At 63.9% G+C, this 17,300-nt stretch carries 12 protein-coding genes; 4 read left to right on the top strand and 8 right to left on the bottom strand.

Features of this window, described 5'->3' with window-relative positions; genetic code table 11:
- Window positions 1-95 precede the first annotated feature (95 nt).
- From RFM98_RS02175 to RFM98_RS02165, 3 genes are all read right to left on the bottom strand, one after another.
- Complete coding sequence (locus RFM98_RS02175; protein WP_320307295.1) at window positions 96-1,469, bottom strand: class II 3-deoxy-7-phosphoheptulonate synthase; 1,374 nt, start codon at window positions 1,467-1,469, stop codon at window positions 96-98.
- 220 nt (window positions 1,470-1,689) lie between these two features.
- Window positions 1,690-5,187, bottom strand: coding sequence for a transcription-repair coupling factor (mfd, locus tag RFM98_RS02170; RefSeq protein ID WP_320307294.1), 3,498 nt, complete (start codon window positions 5,185-5,187; stop codon window positions 1,690-1,692).
- A gap of 13 nt (window positions 5,188-5,200) precedes the next feature.
- Window positions 5,201-5,488 (bottom strand): succinate dehydrogenase assembly factor 2, encoded by a 288-nt coding sequence (locus RFM98_RS02165; protein ID WP_320216456.1) that lies wholly within the window; start codon window positions 5,486-5,488, stop codon window positions 5,201-5,203.
- A 92-nt stretch (window positions 5,489-5,580) separates the two neighbouring features.
- On the opposite strand from RFM98_RS02165, the gene recG reads away from it, so the two are divergent.
- Window positions 5,581-7,689, top strand: a complete 2,109-nt coding sequence (recG, locus tag RFM98_RS02160) for an ATP-dependent DNA helicase RecG (RefSeq protein WP_320307293.1) — start codon at window positions 5,581-5,583, stop codon at window positions 7,687-7,689.
- Here the strand turns inward: recG and RFM98_RS02155 are convergent.
- Window positions 7,641-8,399: a DUF502 domain-containing protein gene (locus tag RFM98_RS02155; RefSeq protein ID WP_320307292.1), complete on the bottom strand. Its 759-nt coding sequence runs from the start codon at window positions 8,397-8,399 to the stop codon at window positions 7,641-7,643. The two genes, recG and RFM98_RS02155, sit on opposite strands and share 49 nt — an antisense overlap.
- A gap of 85 nt (window positions 8,400-8,484) precedes the next feature.
- Complete coding sequence (locus RFM98_RS02150) at window positions 8,485-8,784, bottom strand: HigA family addiction module antitoxin (RefSeq protein ID WP_320216453.1); 300 nt, start codon at window positions 8,782-8,784, stop codon at window positions 8,485-8,487.
- Window positions 8,785-9,055: 271 nt separating this feature from the next.
- Here RFM98_RS02150 and RFM98_RS02145 point away from each other — a divergent pair, with 271 nt between their 5' ends.
- The gene (locus RFM98_RS02145; RefSeq protein WP_320307291.1) at window positions 9,056-9,343 is read left to right on the top strand and encodes a GIY-YIG nuclease family protein; all 288 of its coding nucleotides are present in this window, start codon (window positions 9,056-9,058) and stop codon (window positions 9,341-9,343) included.
- 185 nt (window positions 9,344-9,528) lie between these two features.
- Here RFM98_RS02145 and glmS read toward each other — a convergent pair whose 3' ends face one another.
- The 3 genes from glmS to RFM98_RS02130 form a co-directional block, all read right to left on the bottom strand.
- Window positions 9,529-11,352, bottom strand: a complete 1,824-nt coding sequence (gene glmS / locus RFM98_RS02140) for a glutamine--fructose-6-phosphate transaminase (isomerizing) (RefSeq protein ID WP_320307290.1) — start codon at window positions 11,350-11,352, stop codon at window positions 9,529-9,531.
- 230 nt (window positions 11,353-11,582) lie between these two features.
- Window positions 11,583-12,950: a bifunctional UDP-N-acetylglucosamine diphosphorylase/glucosamine-1-phosphate N-acetyltransferase GlmU gene (glmU, locus tag RFM98_RS02135; RefSeq protein ID WP_320307289.1), complete on the bottom strand. Its 1,368-nt coding sequence runs from the start codon at window positions 12,948-12,950 to the stop codon at window positions 11,583-11,585.
- A 147-nt stretch (window positions 12,951-13,097) separates the two neighbouring features.
- Entirely contained in the window at window positions 13,098-13,844 is a 747-nt protein-coding gene (locus tag RFM98_RS02130) for a cytochrome c biogenesis CcdA family protein (RefSeq protein WP_320307288.1), read from the bottom strand.
- A gap of 166 nt (window positions 13,845-14,010) precedes the next feature.
- On the opposite strand from RFM98_RS02130, the gene RFM98_RS02125 reads away from it, so the two are divergent.
- Both RFM98_RS02125 and topA read left to right on the top strand, forming a co-directional pair.
- A complete protein-coding gene (locus tag RFM98_RS02125; RefSeq protein WP_320307287.1) occupies window positions 14,011-14,388 on the top strand; it encodes a COG4315 family predicted lipoprotein in 378 nt (125 codons plus the stop codon).
- Between the two features lie 343 nt (window positions 14,389-14,731).
- Window positions 14,732-17,299: a type I DNA topoisomerase gene (gene topA / locus RFM98_RS02120; RefSeq protein WP_320307286.1), complete on the top strand. Its 2,568-nt coding sequence runs from the start codon at window positions 14,732-14,734 to the stop codon at window positions 17,297-17,299.
- Window position 17,300 lies beyond the last annotated feature (1 nt).

Here is a 17,300-nt window from a genome sequence, read left to right as displayed (position 1 = left end):
CCCGGATAGCCGGCCGTCGAAATCCATCCGCCCAATTTTTGACAAGCCGCCGGCTTCGTGCCGGGCGCCTTCGATGATCAGGAGTCCAGCCTTGCTCAGGCGTTGGCAGCCTGCTTGTGCTGGATCGGATGGCTCTTCTTGAGCAGGTCCGAGACCAGGAAGGCGAGCTCGATCGCCTGATCGGCGTTGAGGCGCGGATCACAATGGGTGTGATAGCGGTCCTGCAGGTCTTCCGCCGTGATCGCACGGGCGCCGCCCGTGCATTCGGTGACGTTCTTGCCGGTCATCTCGACATGGATGCCGCCCGGATGCGTGCCTTCGGCACGATGCACCTCGAAGAAGGTCTGCACTTCCTTGAGGATGCGATCGAAGGGCCGCGTCTTGTAGCCGGCCGCCTCGATCGTGTTGCCATGCATCGGGTCGGACGACCACACCACATTGCGCCCTTCCTTCTTCACCGCCCGCACCAGCTTCGGCAGGTGCTCGGCGACCTTGTCGGAGCCGAAACGCGCGATCAGCGTCAGCCGACCCGGCTCGTTCTCGGGATTGAGCAGGTCGATCAGTTCCATGAGGCCGTCCGGCGTCAGCGACGGCCCGCATTTCAGGCCGAGCGGATTCTTGATGCCGCGGCAGTATTCGATATGCGCATGGTCGGGCTGGCGGGTGCGGTCTCCGATCCAGATCATGTGGCCCGAGGTCGCGTACCAGTCGCCCGAGGTCGAATCGACGCGCGTCAGCGCCTCTTCATAGCCCAGCAGCAGCGCCTCGTGGCTGGTGTAGAAATCCGTCTCGCGCAGCGCGAAATTGGTTTCCGACGTGATGCCCACCGCGCGCATGAAATCCATCGTCTCGGTGATGCGGTTGGCGAGCGCACCGTACTTCTCGCCCTGCGGGCTGTCGGCGACGAAGCCCAGCATCCAGCGGTGCACATTCTCCAGGCTGGCATAGCCGCCCTGCGCGAAGGCGCGCAGAAGGTTGAGCGTCGCGGCAGATTGGCGGTAGGCCATTTCCTGCCGCGCAGGATCGGGTATGCGCGACTTGGCGTCGAACTCGATGCCGTTGATGATGTCGCCACGGTAGCTCGGCAGCGTCACGCCGGCTTTCGTCTCGTTGTCGGACGAGCGCGGCTTGGCGAACTGGCCGGCGACGCGGCCGACCTTCACCACTGGCTGCGCGCCGGCGAAGGTAAGCACCACCGACATCTGCAGGAAGACGCGGAAGAAATCGCGGATGTTGTCGGCGCCATGTTCGGCAAAGCTTTCGGCGCAGTCGCCTCCCTGGAGCAGGAAGGCTTCGCCGGCGGCGACCGCCGCCAGCTGCTTCTTCAGCTTGCGCGCCTCGCCGGCAAAAACCAGCGGCGGGAAGGTGGCAAGTTGGGCTTCCGTGGCCTTGAGCGCCGCAGGATCCGGATAGGCCGGGACCTGCTTGATCGGCTTTTCTCTCCACGAATTCGGCGACCATTTCGTCATCGCTGCACCCAAACGCCCTTTCGGAGCAACTCCAGGAAAAGTGTGAAATTTCCATCGGAATTGCGTCAAACAAACCGGCGAACGTCCTCGTCCGCCATTCCTGCCTCGATACGAGGTCGCGGCTCCTTACACGAAGCCGATTACCTATTCTAGCCGGGTTTTTCAGTGGTGGCGAATGGTCCTGGTGCCAAGGTATGTCGAGATTCAGGTCAGGCCGGCCTTACGCGGCCTTGTCGACCAGCCGGGCCAGTTGCGTCATCACCACGGCCGAGCCGGCCAACCGCTTCTCCGCATTCGGCCAGTCGCGGATGAAGACGACGCTATGATCGGCCCTGATCTTGGCCAACGAGCCCTGCTCGCCGATGAACTTGACCAGCCCGACCGGATCGGGGAACTCGCGCTTGCGGAAATGGACGACGACGCCTTTGGGGCCGGCATCGAGCTTCTCCACATTGGCCTTGCGGCAGAGCGCCTTGATGAAGACGATCTTGAGGAGATGCGTCACCTCTTCCGGCAGCGGCCCAAAACGGTCGATCAGCTCGGCGCCGAAGCCGTCGATCTCCTCGGTGCTCTGGAGGTCGCCAAGGCGGCGGTAGAGCGCCATCCTGAGCTGCAGGTCGGGCACATAGCTTTCCGGGATCATCACCGCGGTGCCGACCGCGATCTGCGGCGACCAGCCGCCATCCTGCGCCTCGCCCGTATCCTTCACCTCGGCCACCGCCTCCTCCAGCATCTGCTGATAAAGCTCGAAGCCCACCTCCTTGATGTGGCCCGATTGCTCTTCGCCCAGAAGATTGCCGGCGCCGCGGATGTCCAGGTCATGGCTGGCGAGCTGGAAGCCAGCGCCCAGCGTGTCGAGCGACTGCAGCACCTTGAGCCGCCGCTCGGCCGTGTCGGTGAGCTTGCGGTTCGCCGGCAGCGTGAACAGCGCATAGGCACGCACTTTCGAACGGCCGACACGGCCGCGCAACTGATAGAGCTGCGCCAGCCCGAACATGTCGGCGCGATGGATGATCAGCGTGTTGGCGGTCGGGATGTCGAGACCGGATTCGACGATGGTCGTCGACAGAAGCACGTCGTACTGACCGTCGTAGAAGGCGTTCATAATGTCGTCGAGCTCGCCCGGAGGCATCTGGCCATGCGCCACCGCCACCTTCAGCTCAGGCACGGATTCGCGAAGGAAATCAAGGATTTCGGCCAGGTCGCTGATACGCGGCACGACATAGAAGGAATGGCCGCCGCGATAGCGTTCGCGCAGCAGCGTCTCACGGATGACCAGCGGATCGAAGGGCGAGATGAAGGTGCGCACCGCCATGCGGTCGACCGGCGGCGTTGCGATCAGCGACAGCTCGCGCACGCCGGTCAGCGCCAGTTGCAGCGTGCGCGGGATCGGCGTCGCCGACAGCGTCAGCACATGCACGTCGGACTTGAGGTCCTTCAGGCGCTCCTTGTGCTTGACCCCGAAATGCTGCTCCTCGTCGATGATCAGCAGACCGAGGCTCTTGAACGAGATCGAGCTGCCGAGCAGCGCATGCGTGCCGACGACGATATCGACCGTGCCCTCCGCAATCCCCTTCTTGGTCTCTGCCAGTTCCTTGGAACCGACCAGGCGCGAAGCCTGCGCGATGCGGATCGGCAGGCCTGAGAAGCGCTGCGAGAAGGTCTTGAAATGCTGACGCGACAGCAAGGTCGTCGGCACGACGACCGCGACCTGGAACCCTTCCATGGCCGCGATGAAGGCGGCGCGCAGAGCCACTTCCGTCTTGCCGAAGCCGACATCGCCGCAGACCAGCCGGTCCATCGGCTTGCCGGCGCCGAGATCGTCCATGACGGAATCGATCGCCGTCTGCTGGTCGTCGGTCTCCTCATAGGGGAAGCGCGCGGCGAACTCGCCGTAGAGCCCTTCGGCCGGGATCATCGCGGGCGCCGCGCGCATCTGCCGCTCGGCGGCGATGCGGATCAGCTGCCCGGCCATGTCGAGCAGGCGCCGCTTCAGCCGCGCCTTGCGTGCCTGCCAGGCGCCGCCGCCCAGCTTGTCGAGCGGCGCCTCGGCGGAATCCGAGCCGTAACGCGACAGGAGCTCGATGTTTTCGACCGGCAGGAACAGCCGGTCGTCGCCGGCATAGTGGATTTCGAGACAGTCATGCGGCGCGCCCACGGCCTCGATGGTGCGCAGGCCGATGAAGCGCCCGATGCCATGGTCGGTATGGACGACGATGTCGCCCGACGACAGCGACGAGGCTTCGGCGATGAAATCGGAGGCCTTCTTCTTGCGCTTCGAACGCCGGATAAGCCGGTCGCCAAGGATATCCTGCTCGGCGACGACCACCATGTCGTCGGTCTCGAAACCGGATTCGAGCGGCAGCACGGCGAGACCCGCCTGCCCCGGCTCGAGCTTTTCGACCTCAGCGAGCGTCGCAACGGGCTTCAGGTTGCCAAGATGATGTTCGGCCAGAATCTGGCCGAGGCGGTCGAGCGAGCCTTCCGTCCAGCCGGCGACGATGACGCGGCGACGCGCGGCGCGCTCGTCGGCAATGTATTTCACGACCGCATCGAAGACGTTGATGTTGGGGTCGGCGCGCTCCTCGGCGAAGCTGCGGCCGTGTCGCGAGCCGGCATGGAAGACTTTTTTGCCGCCGACATCGGGCGCATCGAAGACGGTGAAGTCGATATCTTCGCGCGGTCCGAGCGAGGATTTGAGATTGTCCGGCGACAGATAAAGCAGGTCCGGCGCCACCGGCTTGTAGGGCACCGCGTCCTTCAGCGCGCTGTCGGCCTGCTTCCGCCGCGCCTCGTAGTGGTCGAGGATCAGCGTGTGGCGCTCGGCCAGCGCCTCATGCGCCAGATGGTCGAAGACGACAGGTGCGTCCGGCAGATAGTCGAACACAGTCTCAAGCCGTTCATAGAAGAACGGCAGCCAGTGCTCCATGCCGGCGAAGCGCCGGCCTTCGCTGACCGCCGCATAGAGCGCGTCGTCGCGCGACGGCGCGCCGAAAGCCTCGATGTAGGAGCGGCGGAAGCGGCTGATCGTCTCCGGCGTCAGCGCCACCTCGCTCATCGCCTGCAGCGACATCGATTTGCGCTGCCCGGTGGTGCGCTGCGTGGCGACGTCGAAGACGCGGATCGATTCCAGCGTGTCGCCGAAAAAGTCGAGCCTGAGCGCCTCGCTCCATCCCGGCGCGAACAGATCGAGGATGCCGCCGCGCACCGCGAACTCGCCGAGGCCGCGCACCGTCGGCACGCGCTCGAAGCCGGAAATCTCCAGCCGCGCGATCAGCGCGTTCATATCGATCTGGTTGCCAGGCCTGGCGTGAAAAGTCTGCGCCTCGATCAGCACGGCCGGGGGAATGCGCTGCAACAGCGCATTGGCGGTGGTGAGGACCACGGCGCGATGCGGCTTCCTGGCCAGCGCGATCATGGCGGAAAGCGCGTCGAGCCGCCGCGCCGCGGCATCGGCGCCAGGCGAAACGCGGTCATAAGGCAGGCAGTCCCATGCCGGCAGTTCCAGCACCGGCAGGCCGGGCGCTGCAAAGGCCAGCGCTTCGATGATCGCCGGCAGACGCTGGCCGTCGCGCGCGACGAACAGGACCGGCTTGTCGGGCGCGATCTCCTGCGCCGTCTGCACCAGCGCGAAGGCTTCGTAGCCGTCGGCGACTCCGTCGACGATGAACTGGCCGGCGCGGCCCTTGGGCAGGCCGATGGAAGGAATGAGGCTCATGGATACGCTTGCTTCAAAATGTCATGGTTCGGCGCGAGGCCAGGATCTTCCGCAGCACCGCGCAATCGACATCGGGCGGAACCGGGCGCTCGCCCGTGACCATCGAGAAAAAATCAGTGTCGGGGATTTCGAGAAGTCTCTCATATTGGTCGATTTCATCGCCGGTCAAGACGCCTATCTCCGCGTCGGCGAAGGAACCAAGGATCAGGTCCATCTCGCGCATGCCACGGTGCCACGAGCGGAACAGGAGCTTGCGGCGGCGGGCGTCCAGCCCCTCGCTTGATCGCTGTGTTCCGGTCATGGCGCCGCATCCCTGTTCAAAGCGGCGCATATAGCGTGGATAGAGACCGGTGTCAGCCTTGCGCTGCCGTCGCCGCGACATAAGCTGACACCATGCGTCCCACCATCCTCGATCCTCTGTTCGTTCCGATAACCTCGCTCGCCGGCGTCGGCCCGAAAGTTGGCTTGCTGATCGAGCGCGTGGTGCCGGCCGACCTTGGCGATCGCGCCGCGCGCGCGGCCGACCTTCTGTTCGTGCTGCCCAACACCGTGATCGACCGCCGGAACCGGCCCGGCATCGCGCGGTCGGCCGAAGGCCAGATCGTCACCCTCGAGGTGCGGGTCGACCGCCATCAGCCGCCGCCGCGCGGCAACAGGTCGGTGCCATACCGGGTTTACGCCCATGACGACACCGGCGAGGTCGCGCTGACCTTCTTCCATGCCCACGCCGCCTATCTGCAGAAGATGCTTCCCGAAGGTGAGCATGTGGTGATCTCGGGTCGCATGGAATGGTTCAACGGCCGCCCGACCATGGTCCATCCCGACCACATCGCACCGATCGACGAGGCCGAGGGCCTGCCGCTGGTCGAGCCGGTTTATCCGCTCACCGCCGGCCTGTCGGCCAAGGTGCTGCGCCGCGCCATCGGACAAGCGCTGGGCCGCCTGCCGGAACTGCCCGAGTGGCAGGACGACGCCTTCATGCGCCGCCACACTTTTCCATCCTTCGGTGACGCGCTGGCCCGCATCCACTATCCGAAGGACCCGATCGACGTTGCCGTCGAGGGCTCGGCGTGGCGGCGCCTTGCCTATGACGAATTGCTGGCCGGCCAGGTATCGCTGGCGCTGGTGCGGGCCAGAATTCGCCGCCTTTCGGGCCGGCCGCTGGTCGGTGACGGCAGCATCGTCGAAAAGCTGCGCGCCGCCCTGCCCTACAAGCTCACTCCCAGCCAGGAATTCGCGCTCGGTGAAATCAATGCAGACCTTGCCGATCCCGAACGCATGCTGCGCCTGCTGCAGGGTGATGTCGGCTCCGGCAAGACGGTGGTGGCGCTGCTTGCCATGGCGCGCGCGGTCGAGGCCGGCGGCCAGGCGGCGCTCATGGCGCCGACCGAAATCCTGGCGCGCCAGCATCTGGCGACCATCGCGCCGCTGGCGGAGAAAATCGGCCTGCGTCTCGCCATCCTGACCGGTCGCGAGAAGGGTCGCGAGCGCGCCGAGACGCTGGAAGGTCTCGCCAGCGGCGTGATCGACATCGTCGTCGGCACGCATGCGCTGTTCCAGGAAACGGTGACATTCCACGATCTCGTGCTGGCCGTCGTCGACGAGCAGCACCGCTTCGGCGTCCACCAGCGCCTCGCTATCACCGCCAAGGGCGATGCGCCGGACATGCTGGTGATGACGGCGACGCCGATCCCGCGCACGCTGGTGCTGACCGCCTTCGGCGACATGGATGTCTCCAAACTGACCGAGAAACCGGCCGGCCGGCAGCCGATCCGCACCGTCACCCTCCCGATGGAACGGCTGGACGAACTGGTCGGGCGCATGCGCGATGCAGTTGCCGAAGGCCAGAAGATCTACTGGATCTGCCCGCTGGTCGAGGAATCCGAAGAGATCAAGCTGATGTCTGCGGAGGACCGCTTCGCCTCGCTCAAACCGCTGTTCGGCGACAGGATCGGCCTGGTGCATGGGCGCATGAAGGGCGCGGAGAAAGACGAGGCGATGCGTGCCTTCAAGCAGGGCGAAACGCGCATCCTGATCGCCACCACCGTCATCGAGGTCGGCGTCGACGTTCCGGATGCGACAATCATGGTCATCGAGCATGCCGAGCGCTTCGGCCTTGCTCAACTGCACCAGTTGCGCGGCCGCGTCGGTCGCGGCGACAAGTCGTCATCCTGCGTGCTGCTCTACAAGGATCCGCTCGGCGAGACCGCAAAACGCCGGCTTTCGGTGATGCGAGAGACCGAGGACGGCTTCCGCATCGCCGAGGAAGACCTGAAACTGCGCGGCGAAGGCGAGTTGCTGGGCACAAGGCAGTCCGGCACGCCCGGTTTCCAGGTCGCGCGGATCGAATTCCATGCCGACCTGCTCGAAGCCGCGCGTGACGATGCGCGGCTGATTCTGTCGCGCGATCCGGATCTGCAATCCGAACGCGGCGAGGCGCTTAGGCTGTTGCTTTACCTGTTCGGCCGCGACGAGGCGGTGCGCTTGCTGCGCGCCGGCTGAGGCCCGGCGCCGATTGGCGGATTGGCAAGCGCTCCTTCGATGGTTTCGCCGTTCAGCGTCACCAGCTTGGCCTTGACCTCGGGCGCCACCATGCCGGCCGAAACGATCAGCTTGGCGCCGTCCTCGATCGACATGTCGAGCGGCACGATCTCGGATTTATGCACATACATCAGGAAGCCGGTGGTCGGATTCGGCGTGCAAGGCATGAACACCGCGATCAGCGGATCGCCTTCCTGGTCGAGCTTCTGGTTGATCTCGGTTTCCTTCTCGCTGGCGACGAAGACCAGCGACCACACACCCTTGCGCGGATATTCGACCAGCCCGACCTGCCGGAACATGTCGCCCTTGTTCGACAGCACCGTTTCGAAAATCTGCTTCAGCGAGCCGTAGATGCCGCGCACCAGCGGCATGCGGCCAAGCAGCCGTTCGCCGAAATTGACGATGGCGCGGCCGACGATGTTGGCGGTCAGGAAACCGATCAGCGTGATCAGGATAAGCGCCACGATCAGCCCGAAGCCGGGAACCGGGAAGGGCAGGTAGCTGTCGGGATTGTAGCGGGCGGGGATGTAAGGCTTCACCCAGGAATCGACCCAGCCGATGAGCGACCAGGCGATATAGGCGGTGATAGCCAGCGGCGCGCAGACGATGAAGCCCGTCAAAAAATAATTTCTCAGCCGGGTCATGCCAGAGGTCTTCGGGGCGTCGGACATGTGTTCACCGCGGCGCAGGGTTGCGGCGCCGAGATTAGTGAACCGCGAGCCGGTTTGGAACTGCGAAGTTTTTAAAGAGCGATCGTCATGCCGCTGTATCCAGCGGCACGATCTTCTCGAGTTCCGACGCTATTTTGCTCGCTTCGGTCTCCAACTCGTAAGCCTTCTGGAAGTTCATCCAGAACCCGGGCGTGGTGTTGAAGAACCTGGCGAGGCGAAGCGCCGTATCTGGAGTAAGTCCGACCTCCTCCTTGACGATGCGCTCGATCCGAGTGCGCGGAAGATTAAGCTTCTTCGCAAGCACACCGGCACTCATGCCGAGCGGCACCAGATACTCCTCGCGCAGGAATTCTCCGGGGTGCATGGGGCGTGCAAACTTGAGCATAACTTCGTATCCTCAAAGAGTTAGGGCAAGTGCCCTTCCCCACGAAATGTATCATGCAATGATACAAAGCGAACTGCAAGATCGCGGCTCTCGATGTTACAAACGGGGCTGCTTCCGTTCGCGATTAGCCGAAACATGCTTCCCTTCGTCATCCACGGGCGGAGCAGGAGCGAAGCTCCTGCGCAGACCCGAGGATCCATTCCGTGACGTCGGCCGAAGAATGCAACCCATCAGAATGGTCGTCCGATCATCCATCCCTTATGCTTCATGCATGACGGGCTATGTTTATATGACAGCAAGCAAGAAGCGCGGCACCATTTATACTGGTGTCACAAACGATCTCGGCCGTCGGATGCCAGAGCACAGGTCCGGCGAAGGCTCGCGTTTTACCGGGCGCTACGGCGCGCAACGCCTGGTTTGGTACGAAGAGTATTTCGACATCCGCGATGCCATCCAGCGCGAGAAGTCGCTGAAACGCTGGCCGCGCCAATGGAAGATCGAACTGATCGAGAAGACGAATCTGGAGTGGTTCGAGCTTTTCCGCGGCATCGGGTGGTAGCGCCCGATTCTACACTGCTTGATCCGCTCAAACGTCACGGAATGGATCCTCGGGTCTGCGCAGGAGCTTCGCTCCTGCTCCGCCCGTGGATGACGAAAGTGGGCTGTTGGCCGTGCCACTTCGAAGCGCTGTAAGCCAACCGAGCAACCCATCACGCCATCCACAACCTGCCGGTAATGACGGTACTATTCCACCGTCACCGATTTCGCCAGATTGCGCGGCTGGTCGACGTCGGTGCCCATGAACACCGCGGTGAAATAGGCCAGCATCTGGATCGGCAGCGCGTAGATGATGGGCGAGATGATCTCCGGCACCTCGGGCAGGATGATCGTCTCCATCGTCTTGATACTTGCCTGCGCCGCGCCCCTGGCGTCGGTGATCAGGATGATCTTGCCGCCGCGCGCCGCCACTTCCTGCATGTTCGAGACGGTTTTTTCGAAGATGCGGTCATGCGGCGCGATGACGATCACCGGCATGTTCTCGTCGATCAGCGCGATCGGCCCATGCTTGAGCTCGCCGGCCGCATAGCCCTCGGCGTGGATGTAGGAGATCTCCTTCAGCTTCAGCGCGCCTTCCATGGCCAAAGGGAAATTGGTGTCGCGGCCGAGATAGAGCACATCCTTGTAGCGCGAGAGCTCGCGCGAGACGCGTTCGATCTGCTCGTCGAGCTTCAGCACCTGGGTGGCAAAGCGCGGCGCCTCAGAAAGCTCGCGCACCAGCCGCTTCTCCTCATCGCGCGAGATCGTCCCGCGCGCCACGCCCGCGCGGACTGCAAGAGCAGCCAAGACGGAGAGCTGGCAGGTGAAAGCCTTGGTCGAGGCGACACCGATCTCCGGCCCGGCAAGCGTCGGCAGCACCACGTCGGACTCGCGCGCCATGGTCGATTCTCGCACATTGACGACCGCGCCGATCTTCATGCCGGCCTTGCGGCAATAGCGCAGCGAGGCCAGCGTGTCGGCGGTCTCGCCCGACTGCGAGATGAAGAAGGCCGCGTCATTGGCCGACAGCGGCATCTCGCGATAGCGAAACTCGGAGGCGACATCGATGTCGACCGGCAGCCGCGCATAGCGCTCGAACCAGTATTTCGAGATCAGCCCGGCGAGATAGGCGGTGCCGCAGGCCGAGAGCGCCAGCCGGCCGATCCTGGCGAAGTCGAAAGGCAGGTCGAGCGGCTTCGAAACGCCCGATACGAAATCGACGTAATGCGCCAGCGTGTGCGAGATCACCTCGGGCTGCTCATGGATTTCCTTTTCCATGAAATGCCGGCGGTTGCCCTTGTCGACCATGAAGCTGGTCGACAGCGACTGCTGGCGCTTGCGGCTGACCTTGTTGCCGTCGATGTCGTAGATGGTCACGCTTTCGCGGCGCACCACCGCCCAGTCGCCGTCCTCCAGATAGGTGATCGAGTTGGTGAAGGGCGCCAGCGCGATCGCGTCGGAGCCGAGATACATCTCGCCCTCGCCATGGCCGACGGCCAAGGGCGGGCCGTTGCGGGCGCCGACGATCAGATCCTCGTCGCCCTCGAACATGATCGCCAGCGCAAACGCTCCCGAAAGCCGCTTCAGCGCCGCATGCGCGGCTTCCACGGGCTTCAACCCCTTGGCCAGCTCGCGCGCCACAAGGTGCGCGACGACCTCGGTGTCGGTCTGCGAGGCGAAGCTGTAGCCGTCGCGGGTGAGTTCGTCGCGCAGCTCGGCGAAATTCTCGATGATGCCGTTGTGGACGATGGCAACGCCGTTGGAAAAATGCGGATGCGCGTTGGTCTCGTTGGGCACGCCATGCGTCGCCCAGCGCGTGTGGCCGATGCCGATCGTGCCGTCGAGCGGCTCGTCCTTCAGCCGGCGCTCGAGGTTGATGAGCTTGCCTTCGGCACGGCGACGGCCGAGCTCGCCCTTCTCGATGGTGGCGACGCCGGCCGAGTCGTAGCCGCGATATTCAAGCCGCTTCAGCGCATCGACAATGAGCGGCGCGACCTGCTGCCGGCCGACAATTCCAACGATACCACACATGCGCTAGCCCCCGATTCCCAGCGGAAAACCCGGCGTTATCTAGGGATTGCCGGTCTGCCGCGAAAGTCACTTTGCGTTTCGTTCCGTGTCAGCGGAACGGTTTTTTTCCAATGCACGATGCCAGACCGCGCTTGCAATCCGGTTACCCGAACTGCTCCGGTTTTCAGGGTCCTGGTTTCCACTCGTTCATATCGAGTTGCGGTTGCCTTTCCGTAGGGAAGCACTGAGGCCTATTCCGCGGCTTTCTTCCTCGCCGCGGCGGCCGATGCAAAGCGCTCGCGCAATTCCTTGCCCTTGCCCGGAATTGTCTTCTGGCGGGCACGGCCGAAGGCCAGCGCATCGTCGGGCACGCTTTCGGTGATCACGCTGCCAGAAGCGATATAGCCGCCCTTGCCGATCGTGACCGGCGCCACCAGCGACGAATTAGAACCGACAAAGGCACCCTCGCCGATGTCGGTGAAGAATTTCGAGTAGCCGTCATAGTTACAGGTGATGGTCCCGGCGCCGATATTGGCCGCGGCACCAACGCGCGCGTCGCCGATATAGGTCAGGTGGTTGACCTTGGCGCCTTCCTCGATCGTCGCCTGCTTGACCTCGCAGAAATTGCCGACCTTGGCCTTTTGCTTCAGATCGGCGCCCGGCCGCAGGCGCGCGAACGGCCCGACATCGCAATTCGAGGCGATCGTCGCGCCCTCGATATGGCTGAAGGCGTGGATCTTGGCGCCTGAGGCGATCTTGACGCCCGGCCCGAACCAGACATTCGGCTCGACGATCGTGTCGGCGCCGATTTCGGTGTCATGCGAGAAATAGACCGTTTCCGGCGCGATCAGCGTCACGCCCGCAAGCATCGCCTCGCGCCGCCGGCGCGCCTGCCAGATCGCTTCCGCTTCGGCAAGCTCGGCCCGATTGTTGATGCCTAGCGCATTCTCGAAACTCGCCTCCGTCGCCACCACGTCGAGGCCTTCCGCGCCGGCGATCTCGACGATATCGGTAAGATAAAACTCGCCCTTGGCGTTCTTGTTGCCGACCTTGTCGAGCAGCCGAAGCGCGTGCTTCCCCGCCACCGCCATCATGCCTGCATTGCAGAAGCCGATCTTCTTCTCTTCCTCGGAGCAGTCTTTTTCCTCGCGGATGGCGACGAGATGGCCAGCCTTTTCGATCAAACGGCCATAGCCGTTCGGGCTTGGCGGGCGAAAGCCGATCACCGCGACTGAGGCACCCTCCGCCAGCTTTTGCCGCGCGGCTGCCAGCGCGCCGGCATCGATTAGCGGCGTGTCGCCGAACATGACGAGAATATCGTCGTAACCCTTTGAAATCGCCTCACGCGCGGTAAGCACTGCATGCGCGGTGCCGAGCCGTTTTTCCTGCACGAAGGTCTCCGCCTTCGGCGCGAATTTCTGTGCCGCCTTGCGCATCTCCTCAGTGCCGTGGCCGATCACCAGCGCCAGGCCAGTTGCGCCGGCCGCCTCGGCAGCTTTCACCACATGCGCCACCATCGGCAGGCCCGCGATGGCGTGCAGCACCTTGGGCATCGCGCTTTTCATGCGAGTGCCTTCGCCGGCGGCGAGGATGACGGACAGGCAGGATCTCTGGCTCATGGATGGGCAACCGTATGAAAAAGGTTTGAATCAACGCATGTTAGCAGTGCCGCTCATGCTGCACCAATGCGGTTAAATTCCGGTGAGATGGTGGGGCTGTTTGCAGACAGGTAACGCAGGCCCTCAAGCGTCGTTCGGATTGAGGCTTCAGCCCAGCCGCCCCAGCACCGGGAAATTCTCCAGCAGCCAGTAAGACGCGCTCTGCACGCCGCCGGTCAGGAAAAACACGCCGGCAACGACCAGCAATGCCCCGATCGCCTTTTCGACGCGGCCGAGATGGACGCGGAATTTGCCGAGGAAGCGCATGAAGGCGCCGGAAAACAGCGCCGCGACCAGGAATGGAATGCCGAGGCCGAGCGAATAGGCGGCGAGCAGCAGCGCGCCCTCGCCCACCGTCTCGCGCCCGCCGGCTAAAGTCAGGATCGGCCCCAGAACCGGGCCGATGCAGGGCGTCCAGCCAAAGGCGAAGGCCAGCCCCATCACATAGGCCGCGATCATGCTGGCGGGCTTGCCTTGCGACTGGAAGCGCGCCTCGCGCGACAGGAGCGGAATGCGCAGGATGCCGAGGAAGTTCAGGCCCATGATGATGATCAGCACGCCCGCCGCCATCGCCAGCGGTTCCTGCCAGACGCGCAGCAGGCGTCCGATGGTCGAGGCGCCGGCGCCGAGCGCGACGAAGACGGTGGAAAAGCCCAGCACGAAGGCCAAAGAGGCATAGAGCAGCGCGCCGCGCGCGCCTTCCTTTGCCGTCACGCTTTGATTGCCGCGGAAATCGTCGACCGAAACGCCGGCCATGTAGCAGAGATAGGGCGGCACCAGCGGCAGCACGCAAGGCGACAGGAACGAGATCGCCCCTGCCCCGACCGCGCTGACATAGCCGATGTCCAATGCCATTTCTTCAGCCCCGATTGTGCTGGCGCCGATATAGCGATGCGAAAGCCTTCCTGCCAATCACCATTGCGTGGCACGTCGCCGCTTGGCCCAAGGAAGAAACGGCCATCCCAATACGTTGTCGGGATAAGCGCGCGATTGCCGCGCGCTTATTCTCAGGGAGATTGTCATGAAAGCGATTGCACTCGGGTTTGCCGCGTTTTTGCTCGGCACCGCCGCGTCCCAGGCCGCCGAAGCCTGGAAGGAAGCCGAAGTGGGCGGCACCAAGATCTACACCGATACCAAGGGCATGACGCTCTACACCTTCGACAAGGATGAGAAGGGCAAATCCACCTGCTACGACAAATGCGCCGCCAACTGGCCGCCGCTGAAGGCCGAGGCCGGCGCGAAGGCCGACGACGAATGGACGATCGTCGACCGCACCGACGGCTCCAAGATGTGGGCCTATGACGGCAAGCCGGTCTATACTTTCGTCAAGGACAAGAAGGCCGGGGACATGACCGGCGAAGGCGTCGCCGGCGCCTGGCACGTCGTCAAGGCTGATTGAGTTTCCTCCCACCGCTGGCATGCGGAAACTGCCTGGCTGCCGAGTTGGTTCAATTTCGGCAGCCGGCGATCTTTTCCGGGCGCGCCTCGCGCCTCGGCACCGACCGCGGCTCGACGGGCCGGTACAGATCGTCCTGACCTCATACGTGGCGCGAACGCCTCCATCGCCAAAAATGTGATCTTTGCCATACACTCTAGAGAGTGTATCGACGATTGGCGCTTCGCAAATTGGCCGCTTGCCCTTGACCGATTGCAAAAGCGCGGCCATGTGAGCGACGAAAAGAGTGGGATTTCGTCGTGCGTCGCGGAGTTCTTCCGCCACCTCCTGATTGATAAGAGACCTCATGGACGTCGTCGTCGTCGAATCGCCGGCCAAGGCGAAGACAATCAACAAATATCTCGGCAAGAACTATAAGGTCCTTGCCTCGTTCGGCCATGTCCGCGATCTGCCGGCCAAGGACGGCTCGGTCCGCCCGGACGAGGACTTCGCCATGTCCTGGTCGGTCGACACCGCGTCGGGCAAGCGCCTCGCCGACATTGCCAAGGCGGTCAAGGATGCCGACGGGCTGATCCTCGCCACCGACCCGGATCGCGAGGGCGAGGCGATTTCCTGGCATGTGCTGGAAGTCCTGAAGCAGAAGCGCGCGCTGAAGGACAAGCCGGTCAGCCGCGTCGTGTTCAACGCCATCACCAAGGCCTCGGTGCTGGATGCGATGGCCAATCCGCGCCAGATCGATGCGCCGCTGGTCGACGCCTACCTCGCCCGCCGGGCGCTCGATTACCTGGTCGGCTTCACGCTGTCGCCGGTGCTGTGGCGCAAGCTGCCGGGCGCCCGCTCGGCCGGCCGCGTGCAGTCCGTGGCGCTGCGCTTGGTCTGCGACCGCGAATCCGAGATCGAACGCTTCGTCCGCGAGGAATACTGGCAGATCGCCGCCATCCTCAACACGCCGCGCAATGACAGTTTCGAGGCGCGACTGACCGCCTTCGCCGGCAAGAAGCTGCAGAAGCTCGATATCGGCAACAAGGCGCAGGCCGACGACATCAAGGCGATGCTGGAAGGCGCGACCTTCAAGGCCTTGTCGGTCGAGGCCAAGCCGACCAAGCGCAATCCCGGCCCGCCCTTCACCACCTCGACGCTGCAGCAGGCCGCCTCGTCCGGGCTTGGCTTCTCGGCCACCCGCACCATGCAGGTGGCGCAAAAACTCTATGAAGGCATGGATGTCGGCGGCGAGACCGCCGGCCTCATCACCTATATGCGAACCGACGGCGTGCAGATGGCGCCTGAGGCGATCGAGGCTGCCCGCAGCGCCATCGTCAGCGAGTTCGGTGCAAGATACCTGCCTGAAAAGCCGCGCTATTATACCGCCAAGGCCAAGAACGCCCAGGAGGCGCATGAGGCGATACGCCCGACCGATTTCAAGCGCACGCCTCAATCGGTCAGACAGTATCTCGACGCAGACCAGGCGCGGCTCTACGAGCTGATCTGGAAGCGCGCCATCGCCAGCCAGATGCAGCCGGCCGAGATCGAGCGCACCACGGTCGAGATCGAGGCGGTCAACGGCGCCCGCACCGCCGAGTTGCGCGCGATCGGCTCGGTCATCCGATTCGACGGCTTCATCGCCGCCTATACCGACCAGAAGGACGAGGACGCGGAAGACGAGGAGAGCCGCCGCCTGCCCGAGATCCGCGCTGGTGAGCAGCTTGCCCGCCAGGCGATCAACGCGACCCAGCACACCACCGAGCCGCCGCCGCGCTACTCCGAGGCGTCGCTGATCAAGAAGCTGGAAGAGCTCGGCATCGGCCGGCCGTCGACCTATACGGCAATCCTGAAGACGCTCGAAGACCGCGATTACGTCACCATCGACCGGCGCCGGCTGGTGCCGCAGGCCAAGGGCCGGCTGCTCTCGGCCTTCCTCGAAAGCTTCTTCGAGCGCTATGTCGAATACGACTTCACCGCCTCGCTCGAGGAAAAGCTCGACGAGATTTCCGACGGCAAGCTCGCCTGGAAGGACGTTCTGCGCGACTTCTGGAAGGATTTCTCCGGCGCTGTCGACGACATCAAGGAATTGCGCGTCACCGACGTGCTCGACGCGCTCAACGAAGAACTCGCGCCGCTTGTTTTCCCGGAACGCGAAGACGGCTCCAATCCGCGCATCTGCCCGAAATGCGGCTCAGGAAATCTCTCGCTGAAACTCGGCAAGTTCGGCGCCTTTGTCGGTTGCTCGAACTATCCGGAGTGCTCCTATACCCGCCAGCTCGGCGACGCCGCCAATCCCAATGGCGAAAACGGCAATGGCGAGGACGGCGTCAAGCTGCTCGGCAAAGATCCCTACACCGCCGAGGAAATCACGCTGCGTAGCGGCCGCTTCGGCCCCTACATCCAGCGCGGCGAAGGCAAGGAGGCCAAGCGCTCGAGCCTGCCCAAGGGCTGGACGCCCGAGTCGATCGACCACGAGAAGGCGCTGGCGCTGCTGGCGCTGCCGCGTGACGTCGGCAAGCATCCCGAAACCGGCAAGATGATCTCGGCCGGCCTCGGACGCTACGGCCCGTTCGTGCTGCATGACGGCACCTATGCCAATCTGGAAAGCATCGAGGACGTGTTCTCGATCGGCTTGAACCGCGCCGTCTCGGTGATTGCCGAGAAGCAGCAGAAGGGCAAGGGCGGCCGCAATGGCGCCACGCCGGCGGCGCTGAAGGAGTTGGGCGACCATCCCGACGGCGGCGGCAAGATCGTTGTGCGTGACGGCAAATACGGTCCCTATGTCAACTACGGCAAGGTCAACGCGACCCTGCCCAAGGGCAAGGATCCGCAATCGGTGACGATGGAAGAAGCGCTCGCCCTGATCGCCGAGAAGGAAGCCAAGGGCGGGAGCGGCAAAAAACCCTTCCGCAGGGCAGCGAAAAAAGGATAGC

This window comes from Mesorhizobium australafricanum (assembly GCF_033977265.1).
GTDB classification, from domain to species: Bacteria; Pseudomonadota; Alphaproteobacteria; order Rhizobiales; family Rhizobiaceae; genus Mesorhizobium; species Mesorhizobium australafricanum.
Note: the sequence above shows the minus strand (reverse complement) of the source record. Positions and strands in the feature narration are given on the sequence as shown.

Bases quoted from the DNA above. Each gene is read 5' to 3' on its own strand.
- RFM98_RS02175 (WP_320307295.1), bottom strand. From the start codon at position 1,469: ATGACGAAATGGTCGCCGAATTCGTGGAGAGAAAAGCCGATCAAGCAG.
- mfd (WP_320307294.1), bottom strand. From the start codon at position 5,187: ATGAGCCTCATTCCTTCCATCGGCCTGCCCAAGGGCCGCGCCGGCCAG.
- RFM98_RS02165 (WP_320216456.1), bottom strand. From the start codon at position 5,488: ATGACCGGAACACAGCGATCAAGCGAGGGGCTGGACGCCCGCCGCCGC.
- recG (WP_320307293.1), top strand. From the start codon at position 5,581: ATGCGTCCCACCATCCTCGATCCTCTGTTCGTTCCGATAACCTCGCTC.
- RFM98_RS02155 (WP_320307292.1), bottom strand. From the start codon at position 8,399: ATGTCCGACGCCCCGAAGACCTCTGGCATGACCCGGCTGAGAAATTAT.
- RFM98_RS02150 (WP_320216453.1), bottom strand. From the start codon at position 8,784: ATGCTCAAGTTTGCACGCCCCATGCACCCCGGAGAATTCCTGCGCGAG.
- RFM98_RS02145 (WP_320307291.1), top strand. From the start codon at position 9,056: ATGACGGGCTATGTTTATATGACAGCAAGCAAGAAGCGCGGCACCATT.
- glmS (WP_320307290.1), bottom strand. From the start codon at position 11,352: ATGTGTGGTATCGTTGGAATTGTCGGCCGGCAGCAGGTCGCGCCGCTC.
- glmU (WP_320307289.1), bottom strand. From the start codon at position 12,950: ATGAGCCAGAGATCCTGCCTGTCCGTCATCCTCGCCGCCGGCGAAGGC.
- RFM98_RS02130 (WP_320307288.1), bottom strand. From the start codon at position 13,844: ATGGCATTGGACATCGGCTATGTCAGCGCGGTCGGGGCAGGGGCGATC.
- RFM98_RS02125 (WP_320307287.1), top strand. From the start codon at position 14,011: ATGAAAGCGATTGCACTCGGGTTTGCCGCGTTTTTGCTCGGCACCGCC.
- topA (WP_320307286.1), top strand. From the start codon at position 14,732: ATGGACGTCGTCGTCGTCGAATCGCCGGCCAAGGCGAAGACAATCAAC.